Source organism: Nakamurella aerolata (genome assembly GCF_013002705.1).
Lineage (GTDB): Bacteria > Actinomycetota > Actinomycetes > Mycobacteriales > Nakamurellaceae > Nakamurella > Nakamurella aerolata.
Genome location: NZ_JABEND010000007.1, coordinates 210,673 through 234,653 on the forward strand (window position 1 = coordinate 210,673; position 23,981 = coordinate 234,653).

17 protein-coding genes are annotated in these 23,981 nt (G+C 70.0%); 8 read left to right on the top strand and 9 right to left on the bottom strand.

Going from position 1 to position 23,981, the window contains the following annotated elements:
• The first annotated feature begins 786 nt into the window (after positions 1–786).
• Entirely contained in the window at positions 787–1,371 is a 585-nt protein-coding gene (locus tag HKD39_RS13260) for a YceI family protein (protein WP_171200347.1), read from the top strand.
• Positions 1,372–1,637: 266 nt separating this feature from the next.
• On the opposite strand, the gene HKD39_RS13265 is transcribed toward HKD39_RS13260, so the two are convergent.
• The 3 genes from HKD39_RS13265 to HKD39_RS13275 form a co-directional block, all read right to left on the bottom strand.
• On the bottom strand, positions 1,638–3,218 hold the full coding sequence (locus HKD39_RS13265; RefSeq protein ID WP_171200348.1) for a wax ester/triacylglycerol synthase domain-containing protein: 1,581 nt from the start codon (positions 3,216–3,218) through the stop codon (positions 1,638–1,640).
• Positions 3,219–3,351: 133 nt separating this feature from the next.
• Positions 3,352–4,638, bottom strand: a complete 1,287-nt coding sequence (locus HKD39_RS13270; protein WP_171200349.1) for a nucleotide-binding protein — start codon at positions 4,636–4,638, stop codon at positions 3,352–3,354.
• Positions 4,635–5,339: an SAF domain-containing protein gene (locus HKD39_RS13275; protein WP_171200350.1), complete on the bottom strand. Its 705-nt coding sequence runs from the start codon at positions 5,337–5,339 to the stop codon at positions 4,635–4,637. Before HKD39_RS13275 ends, HKD39_RS13270 begins: the two co-directional genes overlap by 4 nt.
• A gap of 374 nt (positions 5,340–5,713) precedes the next feature.
• Here HKD39_RS13275 and HKD39_RS13280 point away from each other — a divergent pair, with 374 nt between their 5' ends.
• A complete protein-coding gene (locus HKD39_RS13280; RefSeq protein WP_343074718.1) occupies positions 5,714–6,016 on the top strand; it encodes a helix-turn-helix domain-containing protein in 303 nt (100 codons plus the stop codon).
• Positions 6,017–6,258: 242 nt separating this feature from the next.
• Here the strand turns inward: HKD39_RS13280 and HKD39_RS13285 are convergent, their stop codons facing one another.
• Positions 6,259–6,837 (bottom strand): hypothetical protein, encoded by a 579-nt coding sequence (locus tag HKD39_RS13285; RefSeq protein WP_171200352.1) that lies wholly within the window; start codon positions 6,835–6,837, stop codon positions 6,259–6,261.
• A 423-nt stretch (positions 6,838–7,260) separates the two neighbouring features.
• On the opposite strand from HKD39_RS13285, the gene HKD39_RS13290 reads away from it, so the two are divergent.
• From HKD39_RS13290 to HKD39_RS13315, 6 genes are all read left to right on the top strand, one after another.
• Positions 7,261–8,829: an ABC transporter substrate-binding protein gene (locus HKD39_RS13290; protein ID WP_171200353.1), complete on the top strand. Its 1,569-nt coding sequence runs from the start codon at positions 7,261–7,263 to the stop codon at positions 8,827–8,829.
• Positions 8,830–9,111: 282 nt separating this feature from the next.
• Positions 9,112–10,116, top strand: a complete 1,005-nt coding sequence (locus tag HKD39_RS13295) for a carbohydrate ABC transporter permease (protein ID WP_171200354.1) — start codon at positions 9,112–9,114, stop codon at positions 10,114–10,116.
• Between the two features lie 17 nt (positions 10,117–10,133).
• Entirely contained in the window at positions 10,134–11,045 is a 912-nt protein-coding gene (locus HKD39_RS13300; RefSeq protein WP_246232635.1) for a carbohydrate ABC transporter permease, read from the top strand.
• Positions 11,046–11,086: 41 nt separating this feature from the next.
• Positions 11,087–12,163 (top strand): LacI family DNA-binding transcriptional regulator, encoded by a 1,077-nt coding sequence (locus HKD39_RS13305; protein WP_171200356.1) that lies wholly within the window; start codon positions 11,087–11,089, stop codon positions 12,161–12,163.
• Between the two features lie 256 nt (positions 12,164–12,419).
• Positions 12,420–13,811 carry a LysM peptidoglycan-binding domain-containing protein gene (locus HKD39_RS13310; RefSeq protein ID WP_171200357.1) on the top strand — a complete coding sequence of 464 codons (1,392 nt, stop codon included), beginning with the start codon at positions 12,420–12,422 and terminating at the stop codon, positions 13,809–13,811.
• A gap of 101 nt (positions 13,812–13,912) precedes the next feature.
• On the top strand, positions 13,913–14,602 hold the full coding sequence (locus HKD39_RS13315) for an Rv3235 family protein (RefSeq protein WP_171200358.1): 690 nt from the start codon (positions 13,913–13,915) through the stop codon (positions 14,600–14,602).
• A gap of 157 nt (positions 14,603–14,759) precedes the next feature.
• On the opposite strand, the gene secA is transcribed toward HKD39_RS13315, so the two are convergent.
• From secA to mtrB, 5 genes are all read right to left on the bottom strand, one after another.
• A complete protein-coding gene (secA, locus tag HKD39_RS13320; protein ID WP_171200359.1) occupies positions 14,760–18,041 on the bottom strand; it encodes a preprotein translocase subunit SecA in 3,282 nt (1,093 codons plus the stop codon).
• A gap of 232 nt (positions 18,042–18,273) precedes the next feature.
• Positions 18,274–19,026 carry a ribosome hibernation-promoting factor, HPF/YfiA family gene (gene hpf / locus HKD39_RS13325; RefSeq protein ID WP_212754519.1) on the bottom strand — a complete coding sequence of 251 codons (753 nt, stop codon included), beginning with the start codon at positions 19,024–19,026 and terminating at the stop codon, positions 18,274–18,276.
• Between the two features lie 291 nt (positions 19,027–19,317).
• A complete protein-coding gene (locus tag HKD39_RS13330) occupies positions 19,318–20,073 on the bottom strand; it encodes a ComF family protein (protein ID WP_212754520.1) in 756 nt (251 codons plus the stop codon).
• A 135-nt stretch (positions 20,074–20,208) separates the two neighbouring features.
• Positions 20,209–22,005, bottom strand: a complete 1,797-nt coding sequence (locus tag HKD39_RS13335) for an LpqB family beta-propeller domain-containing protein (protein WP_171200361.1) — start codon at positions 22,003–22,005, stop codon at positions 20,209–20,211.
• Positions 22,006–22,108: 103 nt separating this feature from the next.
• A complete protein-coding gene (mtrB, locus tag HKD39_RS13340; RefSeq protein ID WP_171200362.1) occupies positions 22,109–23,971 on the bottom strand; it encodes an MtrAB system histidine kinase MtrB in 1,863 nt (620 codons plus the stop codon).
• Positions 23,972–23,981: the final 10 nt, after the last annotated feature.

Below are 23,981 nucleotides of genomic sequence, written 5' to 3' on the forward strand. Positions count from 1 at the left end.
TTCCGCGCTCAGACACGGCGCGGCCGCTTCGCAGCGCAGCCGGTTGGATAGCAGCGCAGCCGGTTGGATAGAGGTACCCGCCCGAGGGGCATCGAGTGTGCAGGCGCTTCCGCGGAAGCGCGGGTGGAGCGCCCGGCCGGCGCAGGCGGGCGAAGCCCCGCCGCACTTCGTCCGCGAAGGCTGGCGCAAAGCGCCTCCGCGGAAGCGCGGGCCGGGTTCGCGGCGGGGCGAGGCACATGAAGTTCCGCTGGCGCTTCGTCCGCGAAGTGGGCGGCCACGGCTGACAGGTGTTTGCGGCGGTGGCGCTTCCGCGGAAGATCGTGCACCGTCTACGGGACACTATCTTCCGCGCTGAGACGCGACGCGGTCGCCGCGCGATCACAGTCGGGCTCGACACGCGATTCGATGCCAGCCGCCCAGACCCGCGCGGATCGGGCGGTCTACAACACGACGGGGTACAACCGGGCTACCAGCCGCCCAGGCCGCGCGGACCGGGCCGGGGGTCGGCCCGGACCCGGCCCTGCCGGTGCGCTGCGAGGCCGATCGTCCTAGAGTTCGCAGTGCACCGAGTTCGCAGTGCACCGAGTTCGCAGCGCAGCGCGAACTGGCTGGACCTGGCAGCGCGGTGCCGTGGAGCTCGCAGTGGCGTTGCTCACTCCGCCGCACGGGCGCAGCACAACTCGCCGACATTTAGTTGACATGTCAGGAATAACGTCGCCTACCGTTTGTTGAGAGCTCATGTAAATCCGCCGTCGACTGCCGACGGTGACCATCGAAAGGACGCTCATGACCACCCCTACTACCACCACGATGGCTCCGGGCACCTGGACCGGCGACCCGGCTCACTCCGACGTTTCCTTCAAGGTGCGGCACATGGGCGTTGGCAAGGCCCGTGGTTCGTTCCAGCTGCAGTCTGCCCAGCTGACCATCGGTGACGGTGGTCTCGCCGATGGCACCGTGACGGCCGTCATCGACGCCACCTCCGTCGACACCCGTAACGACCAGCGCAACGAGCACATCAAGTCGCCCGAGTTCCTCGACGTCGCGACGTACCCGACCATCGAGTTCCGGTCCACCGGCGTCAAGGACTTCGACGGCGAGACCTTCACCCTGACCGGCGATCTGACCGTGCACGGCACCACCAAGCCGATCGAGCTGGCCACCGAGTTCCTCGGCGCCGGCACCGACGCTTACGGCATGCAGCGCGCCGGATTCTCCGCCTCCACCACGCTGTCCCGTGCCGAGTTCGGCGTGGACATCCAGATGGGCTTCGGCGCCGGTAACGCCGTGGTGGCCGACAAGATCGAGATCTCCCTCGACATCGAGTTCGTCCTCGACCAGGGCGAGCAGGGCGACCAGTCCGCCAGCTGACCCGCCTGCCCGCGCGGCTGAGTCCGCGCCCGGTCATCACCTCAGATCCCCGCCGACTTCATCGTCGGCGGGGATCCGACGTATCGGCACCGCCCGGTACGCCGGAACAAAAACCGACCACCGGCCGGGACGCTTCAGAGCCCCGACCCACGATCACAACCCGATTCGCACATCACAACCGTTCCAGCGCCCTGAAACGGTTGTGCCGTACCAGAACGGTTGTGCTCGCCGGGAGTACGCGGGCGTCCTCGCCAGAAACGCGCGGCTCACGGGACGCCGACAGCGGCGGCAAGTTCGGCGGTGGCGTCACCGAGCAGTTCGGTGAAGTCGCTGGTGTCCGGAACTGCCATCCGGTCGGTGGTGAGCCCGTAGAACACCTTGCCGCGGTACGACGTGCACGCCACCGCGAGCGCCTGCCCGGTCACCAGCGGCGCCACCGGGTACATCGCCGACACCAGGCTGCCTGCGATGTACAGCGGTACCTGCGGCCCTGGCACGTTGGTCACCAGCAGGTTGTACGAACGGCGGGACAGTTGCGCGCCGAGTCTGGCACCGAGGGCATGCAACGTCGGCGGGGTGTAGCGACCGAGGGCGGCGAGCGTGTCCGCGCCCAGCTGCCGGCCCGACTCGCCGACCACCCTGGTGGTGAAAGCCTCTGTCTGGAAAGCGATCTGGTGCAACCGCACCGCCGGGTTGGGTTCACCGACCGGCAGGTCGACCAACAGTGACGTCACCGTTGCGACACCGCCTGGGGCGCGTACCGACATCGGCACCAGAGCGCGGATTCCGCTGGCATCTGTTGTCGGCTCGCCGTGGGCCAGCAACCATCCGCGCAGCGCCCCGGTCAGCACCGTCAGCATCACGTCGTGGACGGTGGCCACCCGACCGGCATCCGGCGCTCCACCGCGCTGGCCGTGGCCGCGACGATCGGCGGGCACGGCCCGAGTCTGGCCCGACGTCTGTGCCTGCTGCTGGCCGCCGGTCGCGCCGGCCGCCGCGGCCCTGATGGCTCTGAACTCATCGAGGTCGGCGGCGTAGGTACCGAACCGGCGACTGCCGGCGCCCGCGCCGCCCAGCATGTTGCGCGGCGCCGGCGAGATTGTTTGCTGAACGATCCCGGCGATCCCGCTGACGGTCCGGGCCACCCGTCCCGCGGTGCTGCGCAGATCGGCAACACCGAGCCGCAGCACATCGGCCATGTCGCTGGGCCGGGCCAGCAGATCGGACACCGCGTCCACCAACAGGTCGGCGTCCGACGGGGCCGGTTCCGGCACCCACAGATCGACCGGCTCGGTGGCCCGCGGCTCGGCAGAAAGGTCGAGGATGGCGGCGGCCAGGTCGACGGCACCGAGCCGGTCCACCATCGCCTCGTGGGTCTTGTTGACGATGGCCACCCTGCCGCCCGCCAGGCCCTCGACCACATAGATCTCCCAGAGCGGCCGGTCGAGATCGAGCGGGCGCGAGATCAGCCGGCCGACCAGGTCGTTCAGCTGCGCGTCGGTACCTGGCGACGGCAGCGCGGACCGCCGCACGTGATAGGTGATGTCGAACGATTCGTCGTCGATCCACACCGGCCGGGCCAGCCGCCCCGGCACGGCGCGCACTCGCTGTCGGTACCGCGGCACCAGCGGCAGCCTGGCCGAGATGTGCGCGAGAATGCGCTCGTAGTCGCTGGTCGCTTCGGCTGCCGGATCCGGCTGCGTAGCCGGCCGTCCGTCAGCGCCCGATCGCCGGCGACGGGACTTCTCCAGCGGTTCCAGGATGACGACGCCGCCGACGTGGCTGGGTTGCGACTCCCGTTGCGCGTAAAGGAATACCGTGTCCTGCGCCGACAGCCGATCAGCCATGCGGTCATGCTGTCACAGCGCGCCGCGCCCGCACAGCCGCACAACCCTGCCGCCGCGACCGGCCGGCCCCGACCGGCCGCAGCAGTAGGTGCGCTGGCCGGTACCTGCCGGGCCTGGCGACGCTCCGTGGAAACTACGCGTCAGCTCGAACCCGCACTGGCGCAACAGTTTTGAACAAGTCGCGAATGGCCGAGCGCAGCGGCGACGCGGGCGCGGCCTGCAACAGCGGCAGCGCACTGCGCCAAGCCTTGTCGGTGGCGGCACGGTCCTCCGGCAGCACCGCGAGCACTCCGACGCCCGCGAACCGCGAGACCGCCTGCACGGCTTCGTCCGCGCCGGCAGCGGTGCGCCGCTGCTTGTTCAACAACACCCGCGGGTCGACCTGCGGCAGCAGGTCGCCCAACTCGGCAAGGCCGCGCACCAGCCGTTCCACTCCGGGCGGGTCGGCCGCGCCGACCACCAGCACGCCGTCGGCATGTTCGAGCAGCGTGAGCGTCGCGCCGTTGCGGCGTGGCGCCGCCGTGTCGAACGAGATCTCCTCGTCCGCCTCGATCGCGAATGCGCAGTCGACGACTACCAGTTCGGCGCTGGCTCTGGCGAGATCCAGCACCGCTGGAATGGCCGACGGCCGAACTTCAGGCCAGCGGTCAGCCCTTGCGATGCCGGTGAGCACTCGCAACGGACCCACCTGCCAACTCAGGCCGGCGAGCCCGGCCCGGTCCAGCCGGCCGTTCGCGGCCTGTCGGCAGGCACCGGCAAGACCCGGCGATTCATCAAGCAGCCCAAGGGCATTCGCCACCACGCCGCCGTACACGTCGGCGTCGATCAACAGGGTGCGCACGCCCGCCTCGGCCGCCTCCGCGGCCAGGTTCAACGCGACCGTCGTTCGTCCCGGCGCGCCGGCCGGGCCCCACACCGCCAAGACCGTGCCGGACGCGGCGGGCGGTTCCGGTTCCGGTACCCCGGTGATGATGTCGTCGGACAGACCTGTCGGCGGCACCGGGCCGGCCGCGTACGGGGCGACCGACGCCGCGGACCACTGCGCCGGTGGGCCCAACTCGGCGTCCAGAGCCGCGGTCCTGGCCAGGTCGGTGATCGCCAGCGCGCCCACGTCGTCGGCAACAGCCGCCGGAACGCCCATGCGTTCCAGCCGCACCCTGGCCCGCTCGTCCCCGGCGGGGTAAACGCCGACGACGCTGATCCCGGCGGCAACCAGCCGCCCGACGGTGTCGCTGGACAACCGGCGCAGGTCGGCGGAGACCACGGCGACGGAGGCCTGCCCGGTACTGGCGACCGCGAGCAGCTCGCTCACATCGACGCACCGCCGGATCACCGGCAGCGGCGCTCCCGGTCGGCTCAGCTCGGCCACCAGGTCGTTTTCCCACGGCCGGCCGGACCCCGCGGTGAGCAGGCCGCTCACCGTGGCCCCGAACTCGGATCCAGCACCAGCATCGGGCTGCCCTGCGGCAGCTTGCGCACCAGGGTGTCGGCCTGGGCAGCGCTCAACATCAGGGTGACCAGATAGTCGTCAGAACCGGCACCGGACAGCCCACCGGACGACGGAGCCTGCACCTGCTGCACCGTGACCTGACGCAACAGCAGTTCGGTGGCGCTGTCAGCCGCCGAGCCCGACCCGCCTCCCACCGTCAGGTACAGATCGACCTTGGAGCCGTGTCCCACCCCCGGAGGCATGCTGCGCGCCGACACGTTCAACGGGACGATCCGGTGGCCGGAACTCTGCGCGGTGACCGCGGCCGCGGGCAACAACTCCCCTTGTCCCACAGCATGATTGAGCACCTTGCCGACCGGCGGAGCGACATTTGCCGGCAGATACCCGGTGAGATCGCCGATGCTCACCTCGACCGGGTCGACGTCGTCCGGTTGCAGCACGGTCCCGGCGGCCAGCGCCCTGGTGGTGGTCCACATCGGTGTCGTGTGTTTGCTGGCACCGACCACCTTGATGCCGACCACCACTGCCGCCACCACCAGCACCAGCCCGATCAGTACCCGCGGGTCCAGCCACTTGGGGCGGCCCATCCGGCGCGGCGTCGGCGCCGGCGGCAGCGCAGGACTCGACGATGCTGCCGGCTCAGCATCGACTCCGGCTTGGGTAGCGGACATCGCGATCCCCCTCTAGATCGGAAGGCAGCAGGCGCCACGGGTAGCGAGCGCGAAACTTCTGCGCAGCCTGCCCGGTAGCAACCGCCCGGGGCAAGCACGAAAGTCGCGACTGTGGATAAATCACCCGAGCGTGTGGACAACCACCGTCGTCCAGTTGGACGGTTGACAACCTGGTTTGCGCCGATTTGCCTCCGATAGAGTGGAGACGTTGCCAGCGCACCGAGCGGCGCGACACCGGCGCAGGCGCCGGCGTGAATGCCCGCCGCGCGAAGTGCACGGTGCGGATGCCCGGTGCGCGGCTGCGCGGGTTGGTGGTGGGCGCTGACGGCCGCACCGCACCGGGACGGCACAACGCGGAAAGGGCGGCTCCGACCGTGGCTAACGACCGATTTCTGACCCTGGCGGACGTGGCTGACGTACTCAACGTGTCGTTGGACCAGGTCACCGCGCTGCTGCACAACGGCGATCTGAAGGGCATTCAGATCGGTGGCCGGCGGCAGTGGCGGGTGGAACGCAGCAAGCTCGAGGAGTACATCGAGCAGGCCTACGCCAAGACCGAGGCGCAGCTCGCCAGCTCCGGTCGCGGCGCCGGCGCCGCGGACACTCAGGACGCCAACGACGTCCCGGACACCCGAGACGCCCGCAGCGCGGCGGGAGCCAAGTCAGCGCGGCGCTGACCCACCGCTCGCCCGCCGGCTGTGATGCTCACGATCAGGCTGGCGTCGACGTCACAGCGGCGGCCGCGCTCGTCCGGCGGCCGGCGCTCGTCCGGCGGCCGGCGCCGACGTCACCCGCGGCGGCCGCGCTCGTCCGGCGGCCGGCGCTCGTCCGGCGGCCGGCGCCGACGTCACCAGCGGCGGCCGCGCTCGTCCGGCGGTCGACACTCGTCCGGCGGCCGGCGCTCGTCCGGTGGCCGGCGCTACCCGAGTGGCTGCGAGCGGACCACCGCGATGGCCGGCAGCGGCACCAGGGCCGAACGCCGAACCCCGGCCGGACGCCGGAGCTCCCACGCGGCATGTACCGCCATTTCCACGAAATCGGCGCCGATCCGGTCAAGTGTCCCGGTGACGTCTCCGGCGCCGGCGCTCTGCCCGGCCGAGGTGTCCGCCAGCACCAGCGACACCGGCGCCCGGTCGAGCGCCAACCCGCGCAGCGCGCTGCGCAGCGTCAGCTTCTGGGCCACCGGACCCAGTGGCCGACCGGTCTTGGCGGTCAGCCCCTCGGCAATCGTCAAGTGCGCCAACGCGACCACGGCGTCCCGTCCCGGCGCTTCGGCCACCAGTACCCAGTCCGGCCCCACCGTTTTGAGAATGCCGGAGACGGTGACGGCGCCGGCCCGCAGCCGCACCGGCTGCTCCACCGCACCCAGCAGCCTGGCGACCATCCCCACCGCGCCGAACTCAAGGCGCTGCCGGTCGGCCAGGTCGGCCCACAGTGCCGCCTCGGCCAGTTCGTCGTACTGCGCCTCAAGATCGGCGAACAGTTGTTCCCAGCGCATGGCGCACACCGTGTCAGCGTTCCCACCATCAGGTCAACAACCGCCATCGCCGCGCGCCGCACCGACACCGACCGATGACGGTGGCCGCCAAGCGATTTCGCCGCCCGCTGTTCCGGCGGCTTCGGCCGGGCCGAGCCGCACACCCGGCCGAATGAGCGCGGCTGAGCGCCGTTCGGACGCCACCCGAATGAGGGCGGCTGAGCGCCGTTCGGACGCCACCCGATCGGGTGCGTTATCGAATCGTTAGAGCCAAACCTCTTGCCCCGCAACGCGAAAACGTTTCCAATTCAGAACGCACCAGGGTGCGGGGATCACCCGTGTCCATCGACGACCCGTCACCACACCTCCGGAGCCGAGCCCGCGATCCGAACAGAGCGCACCGGGGCCGGTGGGGTGGTCACAGTTCGAAGGAGGTCCGCAAGGATGCGGATGCACAAAACCAGGGCCGCCGCGGCGGTAGCAACTGTCGGCGTCATCGCCCTGCTGGCAAGCGCCTGCGGCAGCTCCGACAATGCCGGCAACAACAGCGCCGCCACCACCACTACCGGCGGCACCACCGACGCCGGGGCTCCCAGCGGCAGCTCACCTGCGGCCGGCGGCGAGTCCAGTGCCGGCATGAACGGGGCGTCGTCCGGCGCCGAGTCGTCCGGCGGGGCCGGATCATCCGGCGGCGCAGGGTCGTCCCAGCCGGCAGCCTCCGGCGGGAGCGGCGCCACTGGTGCCACCGGAGCGGCGGTCGCCGGCGACGACGACACCTGGTGCGACACCGTGAAGAAGGACTGGCCCGGCATCTCCGGCAAGACCGTGTCGATCTACGCCGGCATCACCGGCAAGGAGGGCACCGAGCTGGAGAACTCGTGGAAAGACTTCACCGAGTGCTCCGGTGTGAACGTGAAATACAACTCCGACAAGAACTTTGAGCAGCAGGTGGTCGTGCAGGCCCAGTCCGGCTCGGTGTCGGACATCTCGTTCGTGCCGCAGCCCGGTCTGCTGAAGACGCTGGTCGCCACCGGCAAGGTGGTCGCGGCACCCGCCCAGGTGGCCGCCAACGTTGACAAGTACTGGGATCCGTCGTGGAAGGGCTACGCCACCGTCGACGGCAAGTTCTACGCGGCCCCGCTGGGCGCCAACGTCAAGTCGCTGGTCTGGTACTCCCCCAAGACGTTCAAGGAGAAGGGCTACACCGTCCCGACCACCTGGGACGACATGATCAAGCTCAGCGACAAGATGGCGGCCGACGGAAACATGCCGTGGTGCGCCGGCATCGAGTCCGGTGTCGCCACCGGATGGCCCGCCACCGACTGGCTCGAGGAAGTGGTGATGCGCCAGGCCGGCCCAGACGTCTACGACAAGTGGGTCACCGGCGAGGTCAAGTTCGCCGACGAGCCGATCGCCAATGCCCTCAAGACCGTCGGCAGCATCTGGAAGAACGAGAAGTACGTGAACGCCGGTATCGGCGACGTCGCTTCCATTGCCACCACCCCATTCGCCGACGGTGGTCTGCCCATCCAGACCGGCAAGTGCATGATGCATCAGCAGGCCAACTTCTACGGCACCAACTTCAAGAACGACCCCGAGATCGCCCCGGAGGGCGACATCTACGCGTTCTACCTGCCGCAGATGGGTGACCAGTTCGGCAAGCCCACGGAGGTGGGCGGTGAGTTCACCGTCGCCTTCGCCAATCGTCCTGAGGTGCAGGCATTCCAGTACTACCTGTCCACCGCGCACTGGGCGAACAACCAGTCGAAGGTGTCGGCCAGCCGCATCTCGGCGAACAAGGGTCTTGACCCGGCCAACGTCAAGGACGAGATCGGTCGGCTGAGCGTGCAGATCCTGCAGGATCCCAAGGCGGTGTCGCGGTTCGACGCCTCCGACATGATGCCGGCCGCCGTCGGCTCCGGTGCGGAGTGGAAGCAGCTCACCCAGTGGATCACCGGTCAGGACGACGAAACCACGCTGGCGGCCATCGATGCCGCCTGGCCGGCGAACTGATCAGGTTGCCGATATCCAGTTGATCCGCCGGCTGCCGGTCGCGGGTTCCCGCGGCCGGCGGCCGGCATCGGTTCCGGCCGGTCAGCCGACCGGCCACTGACCCGACAGCACCGCCGCCCCCGCGCACCCGTCCGCCGCCCGTCCGGCGCTCGTCCGCGCCGGACGGCGCCGTTCGGTTCCGTTCCGCACCCGCTCCGCACCGGTCAGCGTTCAGCGTTCAACTGTTCAGCGCGGCGGACGACCCAGCGCACAGACCTCCATACGTCAAGGGAGACAAGGCCAATGGACTGGTTGCACGACATGATCTTCCAGCCGCAGTCGACGGTGCAGAAGATCGTCGTGATGATCTTCGCGATGGCACTGTTCGTGGCCTTGGTCGCGTTGATCATGTGGCTGATCGGCCGGCCAAGGGTGCCGACCTGGTTGGTGTTCTTGGGGTTTGCCGGCCCGGTGCTGATCGCGGTGTCGCTCGGCCTGATCTACCCGTTCATCCGCACCGTGCTCGACTCGTTCCACCAGTTCAACTCGGTTGGCCAGGCGGTCGGTTGGAACGGCCTGGACAACTACACCAGCTATTTTTCCGGCCAGGGCAACCGCAGAATGCTAATCAACACCGTCCTGTGGTTGTTCCTCGTTCCGATTCTGGCCACCGGCCTCGGGCTGGTGTACGCCACCCTGGTCGACCGGGTGCGGGGCGAGAAGTTCGCCAAGGCACTGGTTTTCCTGCCGATGGCCATCTCGATGGTGGCGGCCGGCATTGCGTGGCGCTACATCTACTACCAGCCGGCGCCCAAGGGCGACAGCCAGATCGGGCTGCTCAACTTCTTGTGGTCGCTCGTCGGCGGTGAACCGACCAACTGGCTGATCAAGTACCCACAGGGCACCTTCGCGATGATCATCGTGATGGTGTGGATCCAGACCGGTTTCGCCATGACGGTGCTCTCTGCGGCGATCAAGGCGGTGCCTGACGACATCGTCGAGGCCGCCAGGATCGACGGGGCCTCCGGCTGGAAGCTGTTCACCAAGATCACCGTGCCGAGCATTCGCACCACCTTGGTGGTGGTGGTGACCACGGTGGCTATCGCCGCACTCAAGTCGTTCGACGTGGTCTTCACCATGGGCAGCAACCTGCCGAGCAACGACATTCTCGCCAGCGCCTTCTACAACGCCCAGTCGACGTTGAACTACGGCAAGGCCGGGGCGGCCGCTGTGCTGATCTTCATCCTGGTGATCCCGGTGATCGCCTACAACGTGCTGCAGATGCGGAAGGCGGACTCGTACCGATGAGTGCTGCGATAGCCCCGATGCCGATCGAGGAGCAGGTCGGCGGACGTCGGCTGCGGCGCCAGCAGCGTGCCAACGACGCCAAAACCAGACTGTCGTCGCCGTGGGCGTCGTTGATCGCCGTGGTGATCGCGATCCTGTGGACCATCCCGACTTTCGGGCTGTTGGTGAACTCGCTGCGCGGAGCGCCCGGCCCGTCGAGCAGCGGCTGGTGGCACTTCTTCTCCGCCGAGAGCCCGTTCACGTTCAGCAACTACTCGGCAGCCTGGACCGGAAACGGTGTGCCCGCCAACGCATTGGGCGGGTTTCTGCTCAACACCTTCGTCATCGTCATCCCGGCGACAGTGATTCCGATCGCACTCGCCCTTGGCGCCGCCTATGCCTTCGCCTGGATCCCGTTCCGCGGCCGGAACGTGTTGTTCGTGATGGTGTTCGCGCTGCAGATCGTGCCGATCCAGGTCGCGTTGATCCCGCTGCTCAAGCTGTACAACGGGTGGGGGCTGACGGGTTCGTTCTGGCCGATCTGGCTCTCGCACACGATGTTTGCCCTGCCACTGGCCACCTTCCTGCTGCACAACTTCATCAAGGAGATCCCCGGATCGCTGGTGGAGGCCGCCAGGATCGACGGCGCGGGGCACGTCGGGATCTTCTTCAGGGTGATGCTTCCGCTGCTGGTGCCGGCGATCGCCTCGTTCGCGATCTTCCAGTTCCTCTGGGTCTGGAACGACCTGCTGGTGGCGCTCACCTTCGCCTCCGGCGCCAACACCAAGCCGATCACACCAGGCATCCAGGGACTGACAACGCAGTTCGCTTCCGCCGCAGACATTCTGCCTGCGGGCGCGATGATCGCGCTGATCGTCCCGCTGATCGTTTTCCTTTCGCTGCAACGCTTCTTCGTCCGCGGACTGCTCGCGGGGTCCGTCAAGGGCTGACGCCCACCCATGGAAAACGGTCCAGCACAACGGAGTTGCTGATGTCCCGACGAGGTTTACCGGCCGCACCAGCCGGAATCCTGGAAGTCGCAGCGCGGGCCGGGGTTTCACCCGCGACGGTGTCACGGGCATTGCGGGACCAGCCCGGTGTCTCGCCAAGCACCCGCGCTGCGGTGCGCACGGCCGCCGTCGAGTTGGGCTATTCGGCGTCGCCGGCTGCCGCGACGCTGTCCAGCGGGCGGACGAGTTCGGTCGGGGTGCTGGCCGCCTCGATGACCAAATGGTTCTTCGCCGCCGCGCTGGACGGCGCTCAACAGATTCTCGGCGATGCCGGTTTCGAGCTGGTCCTGCAGCACGTTCCTTCGGCCCGGTTGGCGAGCCAGGTCTCGGCGCTGAGCAAGCGGATGGACGGCATGCTCGCGCTCTGTCTGCCGCCGGAGCTGACCCGGTCCGGCGTTGACCCGGCGCGGTTGCCGGTTGTTGTGGTCGGACACCGCTGGGCCGGTGCCGGGTCGGTGATGACGGACGACCGCAGGGTCGGCGAGCTGGCCACCGGGCATCTGCTCGAGCTCGGGCACCGGGAGATCGCGTTTGTCGGCGGCATCGAGGACGGGCGACTGGCCGATGGTGCGGCAACCGGCCGCTACGCCGGCTACCGGGCGGCGCTGCGCGGCGCCGGGCTCCGGTCCCGCCCCGCCGTGGGCGCCGGCTGGACCATCGAGGACGGCATCGCCGCCTTTGAGCAGCTGTGGCGACGGGCCGCCGCTACGCCGCGGGCACTGCCGAGTGCGGTCTTCGCGGTGTGCGACGAGGTCGCCATGGGCATTGCGCTCGCGGCGCGGCAGCACCGGGTGCGCGTGCCTGAGCAGTTGTCGGTGATCGGCGTCGACGGGCACGAGATCGGCGCGGTGATCGGGCTGTCCACCGTCAGCCAGCCGGTGCACGAGATGGGCGCAACCGCTGCCGCCATGTTGCTCACCCGGCTGAGCGCTGCGGCCGGGCTGCCGCAGCCGGCCAAGGTTCCGGTCGTGCCGTGGGCCAACGTCTGGGCCGAGTCGGCCCTGATGGTGCGGGGCACCACCGCCCCACTGGCCGACCGCCGTAACGGCCGGCACTGACCGACAGCATCGACCGCAGGCAGCAACCGCACGCATCAACCGGCGCCGTACCGGCCTGGTACCGGACGGTGGCAGCGCGCCAGCTGCGAGTCGACGCGACCCGGCATTCCACCGCGGGCCGCGGGCGGCCGAGCAGCGGGACCTCCCGGGACGACAGCTGCTCCATCACTCGGTTGAGTGGGATTTGATCCGATTTGACAAGAAACCGACGACTTTCGCTTGACTGCAGCCAGTTGGTGCGGTCTATGGTCAATTCATGTCTAACGGCATCAAACCCAGCGATTCGGCTTCAGTTCGCGCTCATCGCGTGCTGTTGGCAGCGGCGTTGGTGGGGACTGCGCTGTTGGCCGCGGTACTCCCCGGGCCCGCCGCGGTGCTACGCGCGCTGCTGACGCCGACTGCCGCCGGCGCGATCGGTGCGGGCGCCGGAGCCGGTCTCAGCGTGATCGATGCTGCCGGCCTGCTCGCGGCGTCCATCACGGTCTGGGGTGTGCTGGCGTGGGCCGGCGTCCTGCTGTTGCTGGCCGGCGCCGCGCGCCTTCCGGGCGCGGCCGGCCACTGGTCGACTGCCGTGCTGCGACGAGTGGCGCCGGCGGTGGTGCGTCGGGCGTTGATCGCGGGCGTCGGCGTCTCGATCGCCGGTGGTGTCGCGCTGACGGGCAGCCCGGCGCTGGCGGGCGCTGCACCCGCAATCGCAGCGAGCGCCCCCACGACGACGGCGCCGACGTCAACAGCCGCGGTGCTGTTCGCTTCGACCGCTGGTGCCGCTCCGACTCCCGGTGGTGGTGCGGACTCCCCCGCCACCACCGCAGGCCAGCCGGCACCGACTCCCGGCTCGCCGAGCCCCGGCAGCGTCCGCACCGGCTCCGACCCGCTCACCGACGGTGTCGACTGGCCGGTGCAACGGCCGACCGGCACCGTGTCCACCACCCCGGTACCGACAACACCTGCCGGCTCCGTCCCTGTCACGACGGCAGCCTCCGACGCACCCGGGCAGATCGAACTGGATTGGCCGGCCGCGGCCGGTCGGAACGCTGAGCAGCCGACGGCGCCGCACCCTCCGCTGTCCGGTTCCGCGAGCACTCAGCAGGTCCCGCAGCAGACCCCACCGGCAACCCCGCAGCCTCAGCCAACACGGCAGACAGACCCGCCGCGGTCAACCCCAGCTGCACCGAGCTCGGCCACAGCGTCGGCACCATCGCAACGTCGGGGCACCGCCGCAGCATCGACGGAGCAACCGAACTCACCGGCGCCGACAACACCGGATGCGCCGCCCGCTCACCGCACCGCACCAGCCGACCAAGACAGCGCGGCCCGGCAGGCCGCGGCACACGACACCGCCGCGGCAAAAGATACCGACGCGGCTGGCCGCCCGGCCGGTCAGGGGCCGAGCAGCGGCAACCGGCCGGGCGAGAGCATCGCGTCCGGGGTGATCGTCCGTCCCGGCGACTCGCTGTGGTCCATCGCCGAACGCGTGCTCGGCGCCGACGGAGGCAGCGACCCCGCCGCGGTCGACGCCTGCTGGCGTGAGTGGTACCGCGCCAACCGTGCGCTGATCGGTGCCGACCCCGATCTGATCCTGCCTGGCCAACACCTGAAGCCGCCCGCCGGCTGGCCAACACCGCAATCACTGCCTCCGCACCGCTGACCGGCTCAACGAAACCCTTGTCGCGACCCCTCATCCGCCGCCACCCACCGATCCACCAGCACGCAGCCACGCCCACTCACCCACCACCCAAAGGAGAAACCATGACCAGCGCACTCGCCACGCCAGGCTCGACTCCCGACACCGCCGGCGCAAAGACCCCCGCGGCCGGCGTCACCGCACCGAGCGCCGGAATCCCGCGACCGGTTCACCGCCACCCCCGGCCGGCGCTACGGTTGGTCCCGGTGCCGGACGCCGAGCCACCGTTCGACGACGAGTGCACGCCGGCGCTGCGCTTGCGGGCGTTGCGTTCGGCACCGCTGCGGCGAGCGACCGGCCAGCCGAAGCTCACCGAAACCGGCGACGATGCAACGGATCTGACTGGCCCGCGACGAGCCGGCACACCGATCGCTCCGCTGATCCAGGACGCCGTACCCGAGATGTCCCAAGCCGGTGACGTCGGCGTCCAGCACACGGCCACCAGTGGGCTACCGCCGGCCGGCCGGGTCAGCAGCGTGCTGGCCAGGGCACTGATCGAGGCCTTGGCCGGCACCCGGCCGGTTGCCCACTTGCGAATCCATTGCACGCCAACGGTGTACGCCGGACTGGAGAAGCAGCCGCGGATCAGCGGTGGACGGGCGCTGCGGCTGCAGTCGGCTCACGTCTGCCACCCCGCCGACGGGGTCGCCGAGGTCGCGGCGGTGTTCCGGCTGGGAGAACGGGCCAGGGCCATGGCTTTTCGACTGGCCGGTATGGACGGCCGCTGGCGGATCACCGCGCTCCAAGTGGGCTAGCCGCCGGCGACGCGGGCGGACCGAACACGATGGTGACGCGGCAGCCGGCGAGCTGGCCGAGACCCTTGCCGTTGACCAGTTCGCCAGTGGTACAGCCGAGGCAGCTCCCGAGAGTCAGCCGGCCTGCTGACTCACCGGCTGGCCGGCCAGCAGTGGCTCAGAGTGCGGCCGAGCCCGGCCGCCCGTGGCACTGCTTGTACTTTTTGCCGGAGCCGCACGGGCACGGGGCGTTGCGGGCCGGCTGCTTGGTGCCGGTCACGACCCCGGAGACGTCGCTGGCGGCGCTGCCGCGCTCCGCGCGGTCGCTGGTGCTCGTGGTGGCGCCGGGAGTGTCCTCGTCAGGGCCGGAATAGGTGAGCCCGCGGTCGGAGCGCGGCTGGTCAAGACCCTTGGCCCGCACGGTCGGGGTGGCGCCGATGCTGGGTCCGTCACCCAGCGTCGGCGAGGCGCCCACCTCTGGCCCGTCACCGACCGCAGGCTGCGCACCCGCTGCGGAAGCCGAAGGCGTTGCGGCCGCGGCGGTTTCGTCGCCGGCGGCACCGTTCGCCGACTGCGCGGCGGCGGCATCAGCAGCGCCGGCGTCAGCCGAGTCGGCATCGGCATTGGCACCAGCAGCTCCAGCGGCACTCCCCGCCGGTGACGCGCCGTTGCCGGCCGCAGCACCGGAATCGTCAGTGCCGGAATCGCCGGCACCGGAATTGTCGGTACCGACGAACTCGGCATCAACGTATTCGGCGTCAACCACACCGTCGTCGGCGGTGTCGGGGCTGGCGGCGCCGTTGGTGGCAGCGGCGGCGGCACCGGCCTTCTTGCGGCCGATCTTCGGCCGCGGCAGCGCCCGCTTGCCCGGAGGCGCCGCCACCGTCGCCGACTCGGGCGCCGCGGTGCCCATCGCGCCGGCGGCACCGGCAGCACCGTCACCGGTGCCCTCGACGGACGCGACCTGGGAACCGTCCGGAGCCACCACCTCGACCTGCAGGTTGAACAGGAAGCCGACCGACTCCTCCTTGAGGGAGTCGAGCATCGCGGAGAACATGTCGAAGCCCTCGCGCTGGTACTCCACCAGCGGGTCGCGCTGCGCCATCGCCCGCAGCCCGATGCCCTCCTTCAGGTAGTCCATCTCGTACAGGTGCTCGCGCCACTTGCGGTCAAGCACGCTGAGCACCACCCGGCGCTCGAGCTCGCGGGTCACCTCGGGGGTCAGGGTCTCCTCACGCTTTGCCCACTGCTCGCGGGCATCCTCCAGCACCAGCTCGCGCAGCGATTCCCTTGTCAGGTCGCCCTTTTGCTTGACCTCGGCGAGGTCGAGGGACACCGGGTACAGGGTGCGCAGCGCTGTCCACAGCGTCTCGAGGTCCCAGTCCTCGGCGTAGCCGGTGGCGGTGGCGCCGTCGACGTACGCGGTCACCACGTCGTCGATCATGTTCTTGACCTGGTCCTGCAGGTCTTCACCGGCCAGCACCCTCCGCCGCTCGGCGTAGATGACGGTGCGCTGCTGGTTCATCACCTCGTCGTACTTGAGGACGTTCTTGCGGATTTCGAAGTTCTGCTGTTCGACCTGGGTCTGGGCGCTCTTGATGGCCTTGGAGACGAACCGATGCTCGATCGGCATGTCTTCCTCGACCCGCAGCCGCATCATCAGCATGTCGACGGTGTTGCCGCCGACCCGCTGCATCAGCTCATCACCCAGCGACAGGTAGAACCGTGACTCGCCCGGATCGCCCTGGCGGCCGGAGCGGCCGCGCAGCTGGTTGTCGATGCGGCGGGCCTCGTGCCGCTCGGTGCCGAGCACGTAGAGGCCACCGGCCTCGCGGACCTTCTCCGCCTCGGCCTTGGAGTTGCGGGTGGCCTCTTCAAGGGCGTCGCCCCAGGCCGCCTCGTACTCCTCCGGAGTGTCGGTCGGGTTCAGCCCGCGGTCGCGCAGGTCGAGGTCGGCCTGGAAGTCGGGGTTGCCACCGAGGATGATGTCGGTGCCGCGACCGGCCATGTTGGTGGCGATGGTGACGGCGCCGGGACGGCCGGCCTGCGCGATGATCGCGGCCTCCCGCTCGTGGTTCTTGGCGTTCAGCACCTCGTGCGGCACCCCGGCATGCAGCAGCAGCTTGCTCAGCCGCTCGGATTTCTCCACCGAAGCGGTACCGACCAGCACCGGCTGGCCGGCCACGTTGCGCTCGACGATGTCGGCGACCACCGCGTTGAACTTGGCGTCCTCGCTGCGGTAGATCACGTCGCCGGCATCAACCCGTACCACCGGCTTGTTGGTCGGGATCGGCACAACACCGAGCTTGTAGGTCTGGTGCAGCTCGGCCGCCTCGGTCTGGGCGGTACCCGTCATGCCGGCGAGCTTGTCGTACAGCCGGAAGTAGTTCTGCAGCGTGATGGTGGCAAGGGTCTGGTTCTCGGCCTTGATCTCCACGCCCTCTTTGGCCTCGATGGCCTGGTGCATGCCCTCGTTGTAGCGCCGCCCGTGCAGCACCCGGCCGGTGAACTCGTCGACGATCAGCACCTCGCCGGAGACCACGATGTAGTCGCGGTCCTTCTTGTACAGCTCCTTGGCCTTCAACGCGTTGTTGAGGAAGCCGACCAGTGGGGTGTTCACCGACTCGTACAGGTTGTCGATGCCGAGCGCGCGTTCGACCTTCTCAACACCGGACTCGGTGACGCCGACGGTGCGCTTGGACTCGTCCACCTCGTAGTCGACATCGCGGATCATCCGCGGCGCCAGCCTGGCGAACTCCGAGTACCACTTCGACGACTGGTCGGCCGGCCCGGAAATGATCAGCGGGGTACGGGCCTCGTCGATGAGGATCGAGTCGACCTCGTCGACGACGGCGAAGTGGTGACCGCGCTGCACCAGTTCGGTGTTGCTCCACGCCATGTTGTCGCGCAGGTAGTCGAACCCGAACTCGTTGTTGGTGCCGTAGGTGATGTCGCAGGCGTACTGGGTGCGGCGGTGCTCGGGGCTCTCGCCGGCGAGGATGACGCCGGTGGACACGCCGAGGAAGTGGAAGATGCGGCCCATCCACTCGGACTGGTAGCGGGCCAGGTAGTCGTTGACGGTGACGAGGTGAACGCCCTTGCCCGTCATCGCATTGAGGTACAGCGGCATGGTGCCGACCAGGGTCTTGCCCTCACCGGTCTTCATCTCGGCGACGTTGCCGAGGTGCAGTGCCGCGCCGCCCATCAGCTGCACGTCGTAGGGCCGTTGGCCGATGGTGCGCTGCGCCGCCTCGCGGACGGTCGCGAACGTCTCGGGCAGCAGATCGTCCAGATCTTCCCCGTCGGCCACCCGCTGCCGGAAGGTGTCGGTGAGCGCCCGCAACTCGGCGTCGGTGAGATCGGTGTAATCACTCTCGATCGAGTTGATGTGGTCGGCGATGCCGCGCAGTCGCTTGACGGTCTTGGCCTCGCCGGCCCGCAGGATTCGGGACAGAACCACGTTTCAACCTCGTCGTCTCAAATGCTCTCGGATGGTTTGGCTGCCCGGATGGTGTCCGATCAGCGCAATCACCAGTGTGACCGCCGATTGGTACGTCCGGCGGACCCGCCAGTGGCGGGCCGGAGCCCCGCGAAGAACCCCGAGCACACAGGCACGGCCGGAGGACAGACCTCCGGCCGTGTCCATGGTAGGCGCTGCCGCGGGGTGGCGAGGGCGGCGGCGTCCAGCTCGGTCAGCCGGCGGCCTCTGACCCGCTGCCGGTGCCGACCGGCGCGGCCTGCGACCCGCCGCGGTAGCCGCCGTTCGACTGTGCTGTGCCGGATGCGGTTCCGGACGAGGAGCCGGCGCCGTCGTGCCCGTCAAGGGCCGCGTCCGGTGCTGCCGGAGCCAGTCGCAGCAGGCCGTAGTCGAAGCCGTGGCGGCGGTACACCACCGAGCTGCGCCCGGTCTCGACGTCGTTGAACAGGTAAAAGTCGTGCCCGACCAGTTCCATCTGGTACAGCGCTTCCTCGACGCTGATCGGGTCCCCGGGATGGTCCTTGATCCGGACGATGCGGCCGGGACCGTCGTCGGCGGGCTCAGCGGCCTCGTCGTCGGTGTCCTGCACCGGGGGAAGCAACTCGTCGGGGGTGGCGGCGACGGCGACGGCCGGGGTGCGTTCCCGCTTGTGCCGGCGGTCGCTGGCCTTGCGCAGCTGCGACTCCAGCTTGCTGGCGGCGCCGTCCAGCGCCGAGATGAAGGTGTCGTCGCAGGCCTCGGCGCGAACCGCGGGCCCCTTGGACACCAGCGTGATCTGGACCCGCTGGCAGGTCTTGGACTGCCGTCGGTTGGGCTCGTGGGACAACTCAACGTCCACCCGAATGATCTTGGAGTCGTAGCGCTCTGCGCGTTCCAGCTTGTCTTCAACGCGAGTCCGGAAGTGCTCAGGCACCTCCACGTTCCGGCCCTTCACGACGATGTCCACGTGTCCTCCATCTCCTGGCATCTGGCATGTCGCCTGGTGCCCGGACGAGCCCGGGCACCGGCTGCTGCGGTCCCGGGCTGCGGCGTCGTGCTGTCGCTGCCGGCCCCCGCTCCAGTGGTGCCGCTGGGCAAAACCCACCGGAACGAAGGGTGAATCCGGGGTGTACCCGGGATGACACCGAACCTACCGAGCGCCGCCCGGAAGGCAAGACCGAAAGCGCGGATTCCACCCGACTCTCGCCGGGTTCCCACGGCCCGACGAACTCGGCTGACCCTGTGTGACGACGAGCCGCGTCACCGCCGCTGCCCCGGTTCATCCGGTGCGGCGCCAGTCCGGAACCGCGGCCACCGTCAGCACCAGGCTCACCTGCCGCTGGTGGGCGGCAAGGGCCAGGCAGGACGCCAATGCCGTTGCGCCGGTGGTGAGCACGTCGTCGAGCAGCACCAGTGCGGCGTCCGGCGGCGGCAACGCCGACCGCCTGACCTTGATCCGGCCGGCGAGGTTGTCCGCCCTTGCCGCCGCCGACAGGCCGGCCGAGTCCGCGGCGCCGGCACCGGTGCGCAGGGTCCGCGCGACGCTCACCCGCTGGCCCGTCGCGGCCAGCTGCCGGGCCACCGCGCAGGCCATCGCGGTGACCGGGTCGCCGCCGCGGCCGCGGGCCGCCGTCGATTTGGTGGGCGCCGGCAGCAACCACAGTTCCGTCGGCGGGGCCAGGCCGATGCGCTGCAGCCGGAGCAGGCCGGTGGCCAGCGCCCGGCCGAGGCGTGGCGGCAGATCGCGGCGTCCGTGCTCCTTGCCGGCGATGACGGCTGCCCTGGCCGGGCCGCGGTACCGCGCCAGGGCCCGGAACTGCGGCAGCGCCATCGCCGCGGCCGCGAAACCGTCAAGGGTGGATTCGCCCAGCATCGGCTCTCGTGGCCGGTCGGCAAGCGTGCGGGCACAGCCGGCGCACCATGGCTGTGCCGCACCGCAGCCAGGGCAGCTGCGCGGCAGCACCAGGTCGGCCAGCTCGTGGCCGAGCCCGGCCAACCGTCGGTGCGGCTCGGGGTCCGATGCTGACCGGGTCACCCGGCCAGGCTGCCCGGTCGGCCGTCGTGCAGCAACGCTCCCGTCCGCAGGCGGTGGACAACTCGCCGGACGGGCGCCGGGCCCTGCTGTTTGTGGATATCCGCCGGGGGCACCTGCCGGGGGGTGAGTGCGGGTTTAGTTCGGTGCGAACGGGCGGGAACCGAGGGTCTGGGCACCGGCCTGCGAACCGGCCGGCTCCCAGACACCCGCCAGCAGGGTGCCGTCGAGTTTCCAGACCCGCCCTTGGAAGCAGACGAAGATGTCCTGGTTGCCGACGGCGATGTCGGTGACGTCGTCGGAGATGTCGCTGCTGGCGTTCGGGGTGGTGACGACGCCGTCGACGGTGACCTGCAGCAGCGTGACGAACACCGAGCTGGGATCCTGCTTCCCGCCGACCAGCAGGGTGCTGGCCGACTGGAACGCGATCGGGCCGACGTCGGTCAGCCGCGGGTTGATCTCGGTGGGCCCGACGATCGACACGGCGCGGCGGCCGGTCTCGGCGCCGTCAGCGGCGTCGGACTCGACAACGGTGCCCAGATACAGCTTCTTGTCCGCCACCAACGCCACCCTGGCGCCGTCCGGCGAGCGCTCCAGCGCCGTCACCTGGCCGAGGTCGGCCAGATCGGGCACCGTCACCGACTGCTGGCCGAACGGCGCGGTGGTGGTCAGCTGCCGCACGTCGGTCTTGTCGTCGGTTTGCTGCACCACCCAGACGGAGCTGCCGGACCGGTCGAAGGTCGGCGCGGTGAGCCGGTCGGCGGTCAGCACCGTTGTGCTGGGCTGGTACTGCAGCGGACGTCCGATGGTGAGCTTTTGCTGCTCCCCCGACGTGACGACGGCCGCGACCGCACCGTTGGCCGCCGACATCGATGCGGCTTTCACCTGCGCCGAATGCCCCAGCTCGCCCCACATCGCCTCGCCGCTGCTCAGGCTCAGCACATGGCCACCCGAGTTCACGTAGTAGGCGTCGGCGGGGACGGACGGCCCGACGGCCGGAATCTGTTCCGCGTCAAGCGATTGCGTGTCGCGCGGGGTGTAGGCGCGCCCGCCCAGCAGCTGCCCGTCGATGCTGATCTGCACACCGGGCGCCTCGGTCGGCGCCAGGGTGTCCACCAGCTGGCCGATCAGTTGCAGCTGCGCCTGCTGGTTGGCCGGCTGGACGCCGGTCAGATCGACCTTGACATCGCCGTTCTGCGGGTCAAGTTCGACGTTGCCCCGCAACCGGCCGCCGTCAAGGCGGTTCTGCACGGCCGGCGAGAGGCCGATGCTGGCCCCGCCGAGCAGCAGATCGACCAGCGCCGCCGCCCGGTCCTTCGGGCTCGGCCCCGGGATGATCCACCGCGGGTCGGGCACCAGCACCTCGCCGTCCTGGCTGACGAAGTACAGCATTCGCTGCTTGAAGGCGGCGTCGAACTGAGACTGGGTGAGCACCAAGGCATTCGGCGGGTTGCTGATCCGCCACTCCCCCTGTTCGCGGACCAGGCCGAAGGAGTGGTTGTACTCCGTCGGCGCGGTCGCGCGGTAGGCGTTGTCCGCGTCCAGCACAGCCAGTTGGGTGCCCTGCACGTCCACCTCGGCCTGGTTCGCGGCGGCCCGGCCGGCGGTCGGCGCGTTCACCCTGACCGCGTCGAGCACCACCACCTGGGTGGTGTTGTTCTGCGGCTGCCAGCTTTTCGATGCCGCCTCGGTGAGGTAGTTGCGTGCGGTTTGGAACGGCGCGGTGCGGCTGACGTCCCTGCTGGTGTCGGCCGAGCTTTCCAGGAACTGCCGCACCACCTGGTCCGGCGCCAGGTTCTTGTCGACCTCGGCCGGCGTCGGGGCCACCGGCTCGGACGGGCCGGTACCGACGGCCACCACCGGACCGGTGCCGGGCACCCCGGTGCAGCCGGCAATCAGCACGGCGAGCAACGCCATCAGCAGCGGCGTGATCAACCGCCGGCCGTTCCGGTCGCGCCCGTTCCGGTTGCGGCACTGGGAGTTTCGGCGCTGGGAGTTCCGGCATTGGGAGTTCCGGCACTGGAGCCGACGACGCTGATCAGTGCGCATCGTCAGCACCCCCGCGCAGCGTCGTACCGGCAGCGCGGCCAAGACCGGCGGGCTGCTGGTCTTCGCCCGACTCGCCGCCGGGCCGGACGTGGCTGGCCGCAGCGCCATTGACCGGTCCTTGGGCGCCATTGGCCGCGGCGCCGGCGCCGCGCAGCGACCGGCCGGCCGCCTTGGCGTCCGCAGCCGGGGCGCTGAAGTCGAGCGGCAGCGGTGACGCCGGCAGCAGCGTGCCCGGTTCCTTGGGCAGCGTCAACCGGAACCGCGCACCCACCCCGGCCAGCCCGTACGCCTGCAGCCAGCCACCGTGCAGCCTGGCGTCCTCCAGCGAGATCGCCAGGCCGAGACCGGTCCCGCCGGTCTGCCGCTGCCGCGACGGATCGGCCCGCCAGAACCGGTGGAACACCAGCGTTGCCTCACCCGGCTTGAGGCCGACGCCGGTGTCGGTGACGGTGACGGCGACGGCTTGGTCGTCCTGCCCGACCTGCACCGTGACGGGCTGGCCCTCGGCGTGGTCGATGGCGTTCCCCACCAGGTTGCGCAGGATGCGCTCCAACCGGCGCGAGTCGACCTCGGCCACCACCGGCCGGTCCGGCGCGACGATCCGCACCTGTACACCGGCCTTGTCGGCCAACGGGCGCATCGCCTCGACGCTGGCGTTCACATGGGTGCGAATGTCGATCCGCTCGGCGTTCAACTCGGCCATGCCGGCGTCGTGCCTGCTGATCTCCAGCAGGTCACCGAGCAGCCCCTCGAACCTGTCGAGCTCGTCCACCAGCAACTCGGTCGCCCTGGCCAGGTGCGGCGGGAACTCGTCGCGGTCGGCGTAGAGCAGATCAGCGGCCATCCGGACGGTGGTGACCGGCGTCCGCAGCTCGTGGCTGACGTCGGAGGTGAAGCGCCGCTGGAGCCGGCCGAACTCCTCGAGCTGGCGAATCTGCGCCCTGATCGCCTCGGCCATGCCGTTGAAAGACCTGGCCATGGTGGTGAGTTCGATGGCGCCGCGCACCGGCATCCGCTCGTCGAGGGCACCGGCCGCCACCCGCTCGGCGACCCGCGCCGCCTGCCGCACCGGCCGCACCACCTGGAAGGCCACCAGCGTCGCGATCACCGTCATCGCCAACGCCAGCGCCAGGCCGCCGAGCAGCAGCGTGCGCTGCACAACGGCCACCGTCGCCTGCTCGGAGGTGAGCGGGAAGATCAGGTAAACCCCGAACACCTCGGTACTGGTGGCCACCGGTGCGCCCACCGCGAGCGCCGGCCGGCTTACCCCACCGACCGTCGTCGAGATGTATTGCCGCGCAACGTTTCCGGCGCTGACGCTGGCCTGCAGATCGGCGGGGACGTAGCGCACCTGCCCGGCATCGACGTCGGGCGTTGTTGTCGCGATGATCACCGGCTGGAAGACGCCGGCCGCGCTGGTCTGAGCGTCGCTGTTGGGGTCCGCCGTTGGCTGCCCGATGTCCTGCTGGGCCCGGTTCAACGCCAGCCGCAGCGCCTCCCGGTCCGGGTCGACGGTGGCCAACTGGTCGCCGACGCGTACCGCCGCGTTCCTGGTCTCGGCGACCGCCGCGTCGATCTTGCTGCGCAGCAGTCCCTCGACAATCTGCTGTTGCAGGACGAACCCGAGTCCGAGCACCACCAGCGACGACAACACCGCGGTCAACACCAGCACCCGCAGCCGCAGCGAGCGGCCCCAGAACCTCACTGCGGAGGCGATGGCGTCGGCGAAGCGGCCGAGCCAGGCCCGGCGGCGCAGCGCCCGTTGCTGAATGGCCCGCTGCCAGGCCGGCAGCGCCGCCGGTGTTCCGGCCGGGTCGGGGGCGGACTCCGGCGGCGGCCCCGCGGAGGTCATGGCCCCGCTC

What these genes read in the sequence shown, in the direction of transcription:
- hpf (WP_212754519.1), bottom strand. Translation starts at nt 19,026, where the DNA reads ATGCCAGGAGATGGAGGACACGTGGACATCGTCGTGAAGGGCCGGAAC.
- mtrB (WP_171200362.1), bottom strand. Translation starts at nt 23,971, where the DNA reads ATGACCTCCGCGGGGCCGCCGCCGGAGTCCGCCCCCGACCCGGCCGGA.
- HKD39_RS13305 (WP_171200356.1), top strand. Translation starts at nt 11,087, where the DNA reads ATGTCCCGACGAGGTTTACCGGCCGCACCAGCCGGAATCCTGGAAGTC.
- HKD39_RS13275 (WP_171200350.1), bottom strand. Translation starts at nt 5,339, where the DNA reads ATGTCCGCTACCCAAGCCGGAGTCGATGCTGAGCCGGCAGCATCGTCG.
- HKD39_RS13315 (WP_171200358.1), top strand. Translation starts at nt 13,913, where the DNA reads ATGACCAGCGCACTCGCCACGCCAGGCTCGACTCCCGACACCGCCGGC.
- HKD39_RS13295 (WP_171200354.1), top strand. Translation starts at nt 9,112, where the DNA reads ATGGACTGGTTGCACGACATGATCTTCCAGCCGCAGTCGACGGTGCAG.
- HKD39_RS13285 (WP_171200352.1), bottom strand. Translation starts at nt 6,837, where the DNA reads ATGCGCTGGGAACAACTGTTCGCCGATCTTGAGGCGCAGTACGACGAA.
- HKD39_RS13260 (WP_171200347.1), top strand. Translation starts at nt 787, where the DNA reads ATGACCACCCCTACTACCACCACGATGGCTCCGGGCACCTGGACCGGC.
- HKD39_RS13265 (WP_171200348.1), bottom strand. Translation starts at nt 3,218, where the DNA reads ATGGCTGATCGGCTGTCGGCGCAGGACACGGTATTCCTTTACGCGCAA.
- HKD39_RS13310 (WP_171200357.1), top strand. Translation starts at nt 12,420, where the DNA reads ATGTCTAACGGCATCAAACCCAGCGATTCGGCTTCAGTTCGCGCTCAT.
- HKD39_RS13300 (WP_246232635.1), top strand. Translation starts at nt 10,134, where the DNA reads ATGCCGATCGAGGAGCAGGTCGGCGGACGTCGGCTGCGGCGCCAGCAG.
- HKD39_RS13290 (WP_171200353.1), top strand. Translation starts at nt 7,261, where the DNA reads ATGCGGATGCACAAAACCAGGGCCGCCGCGGCGGTAGCAACTGTCGGC.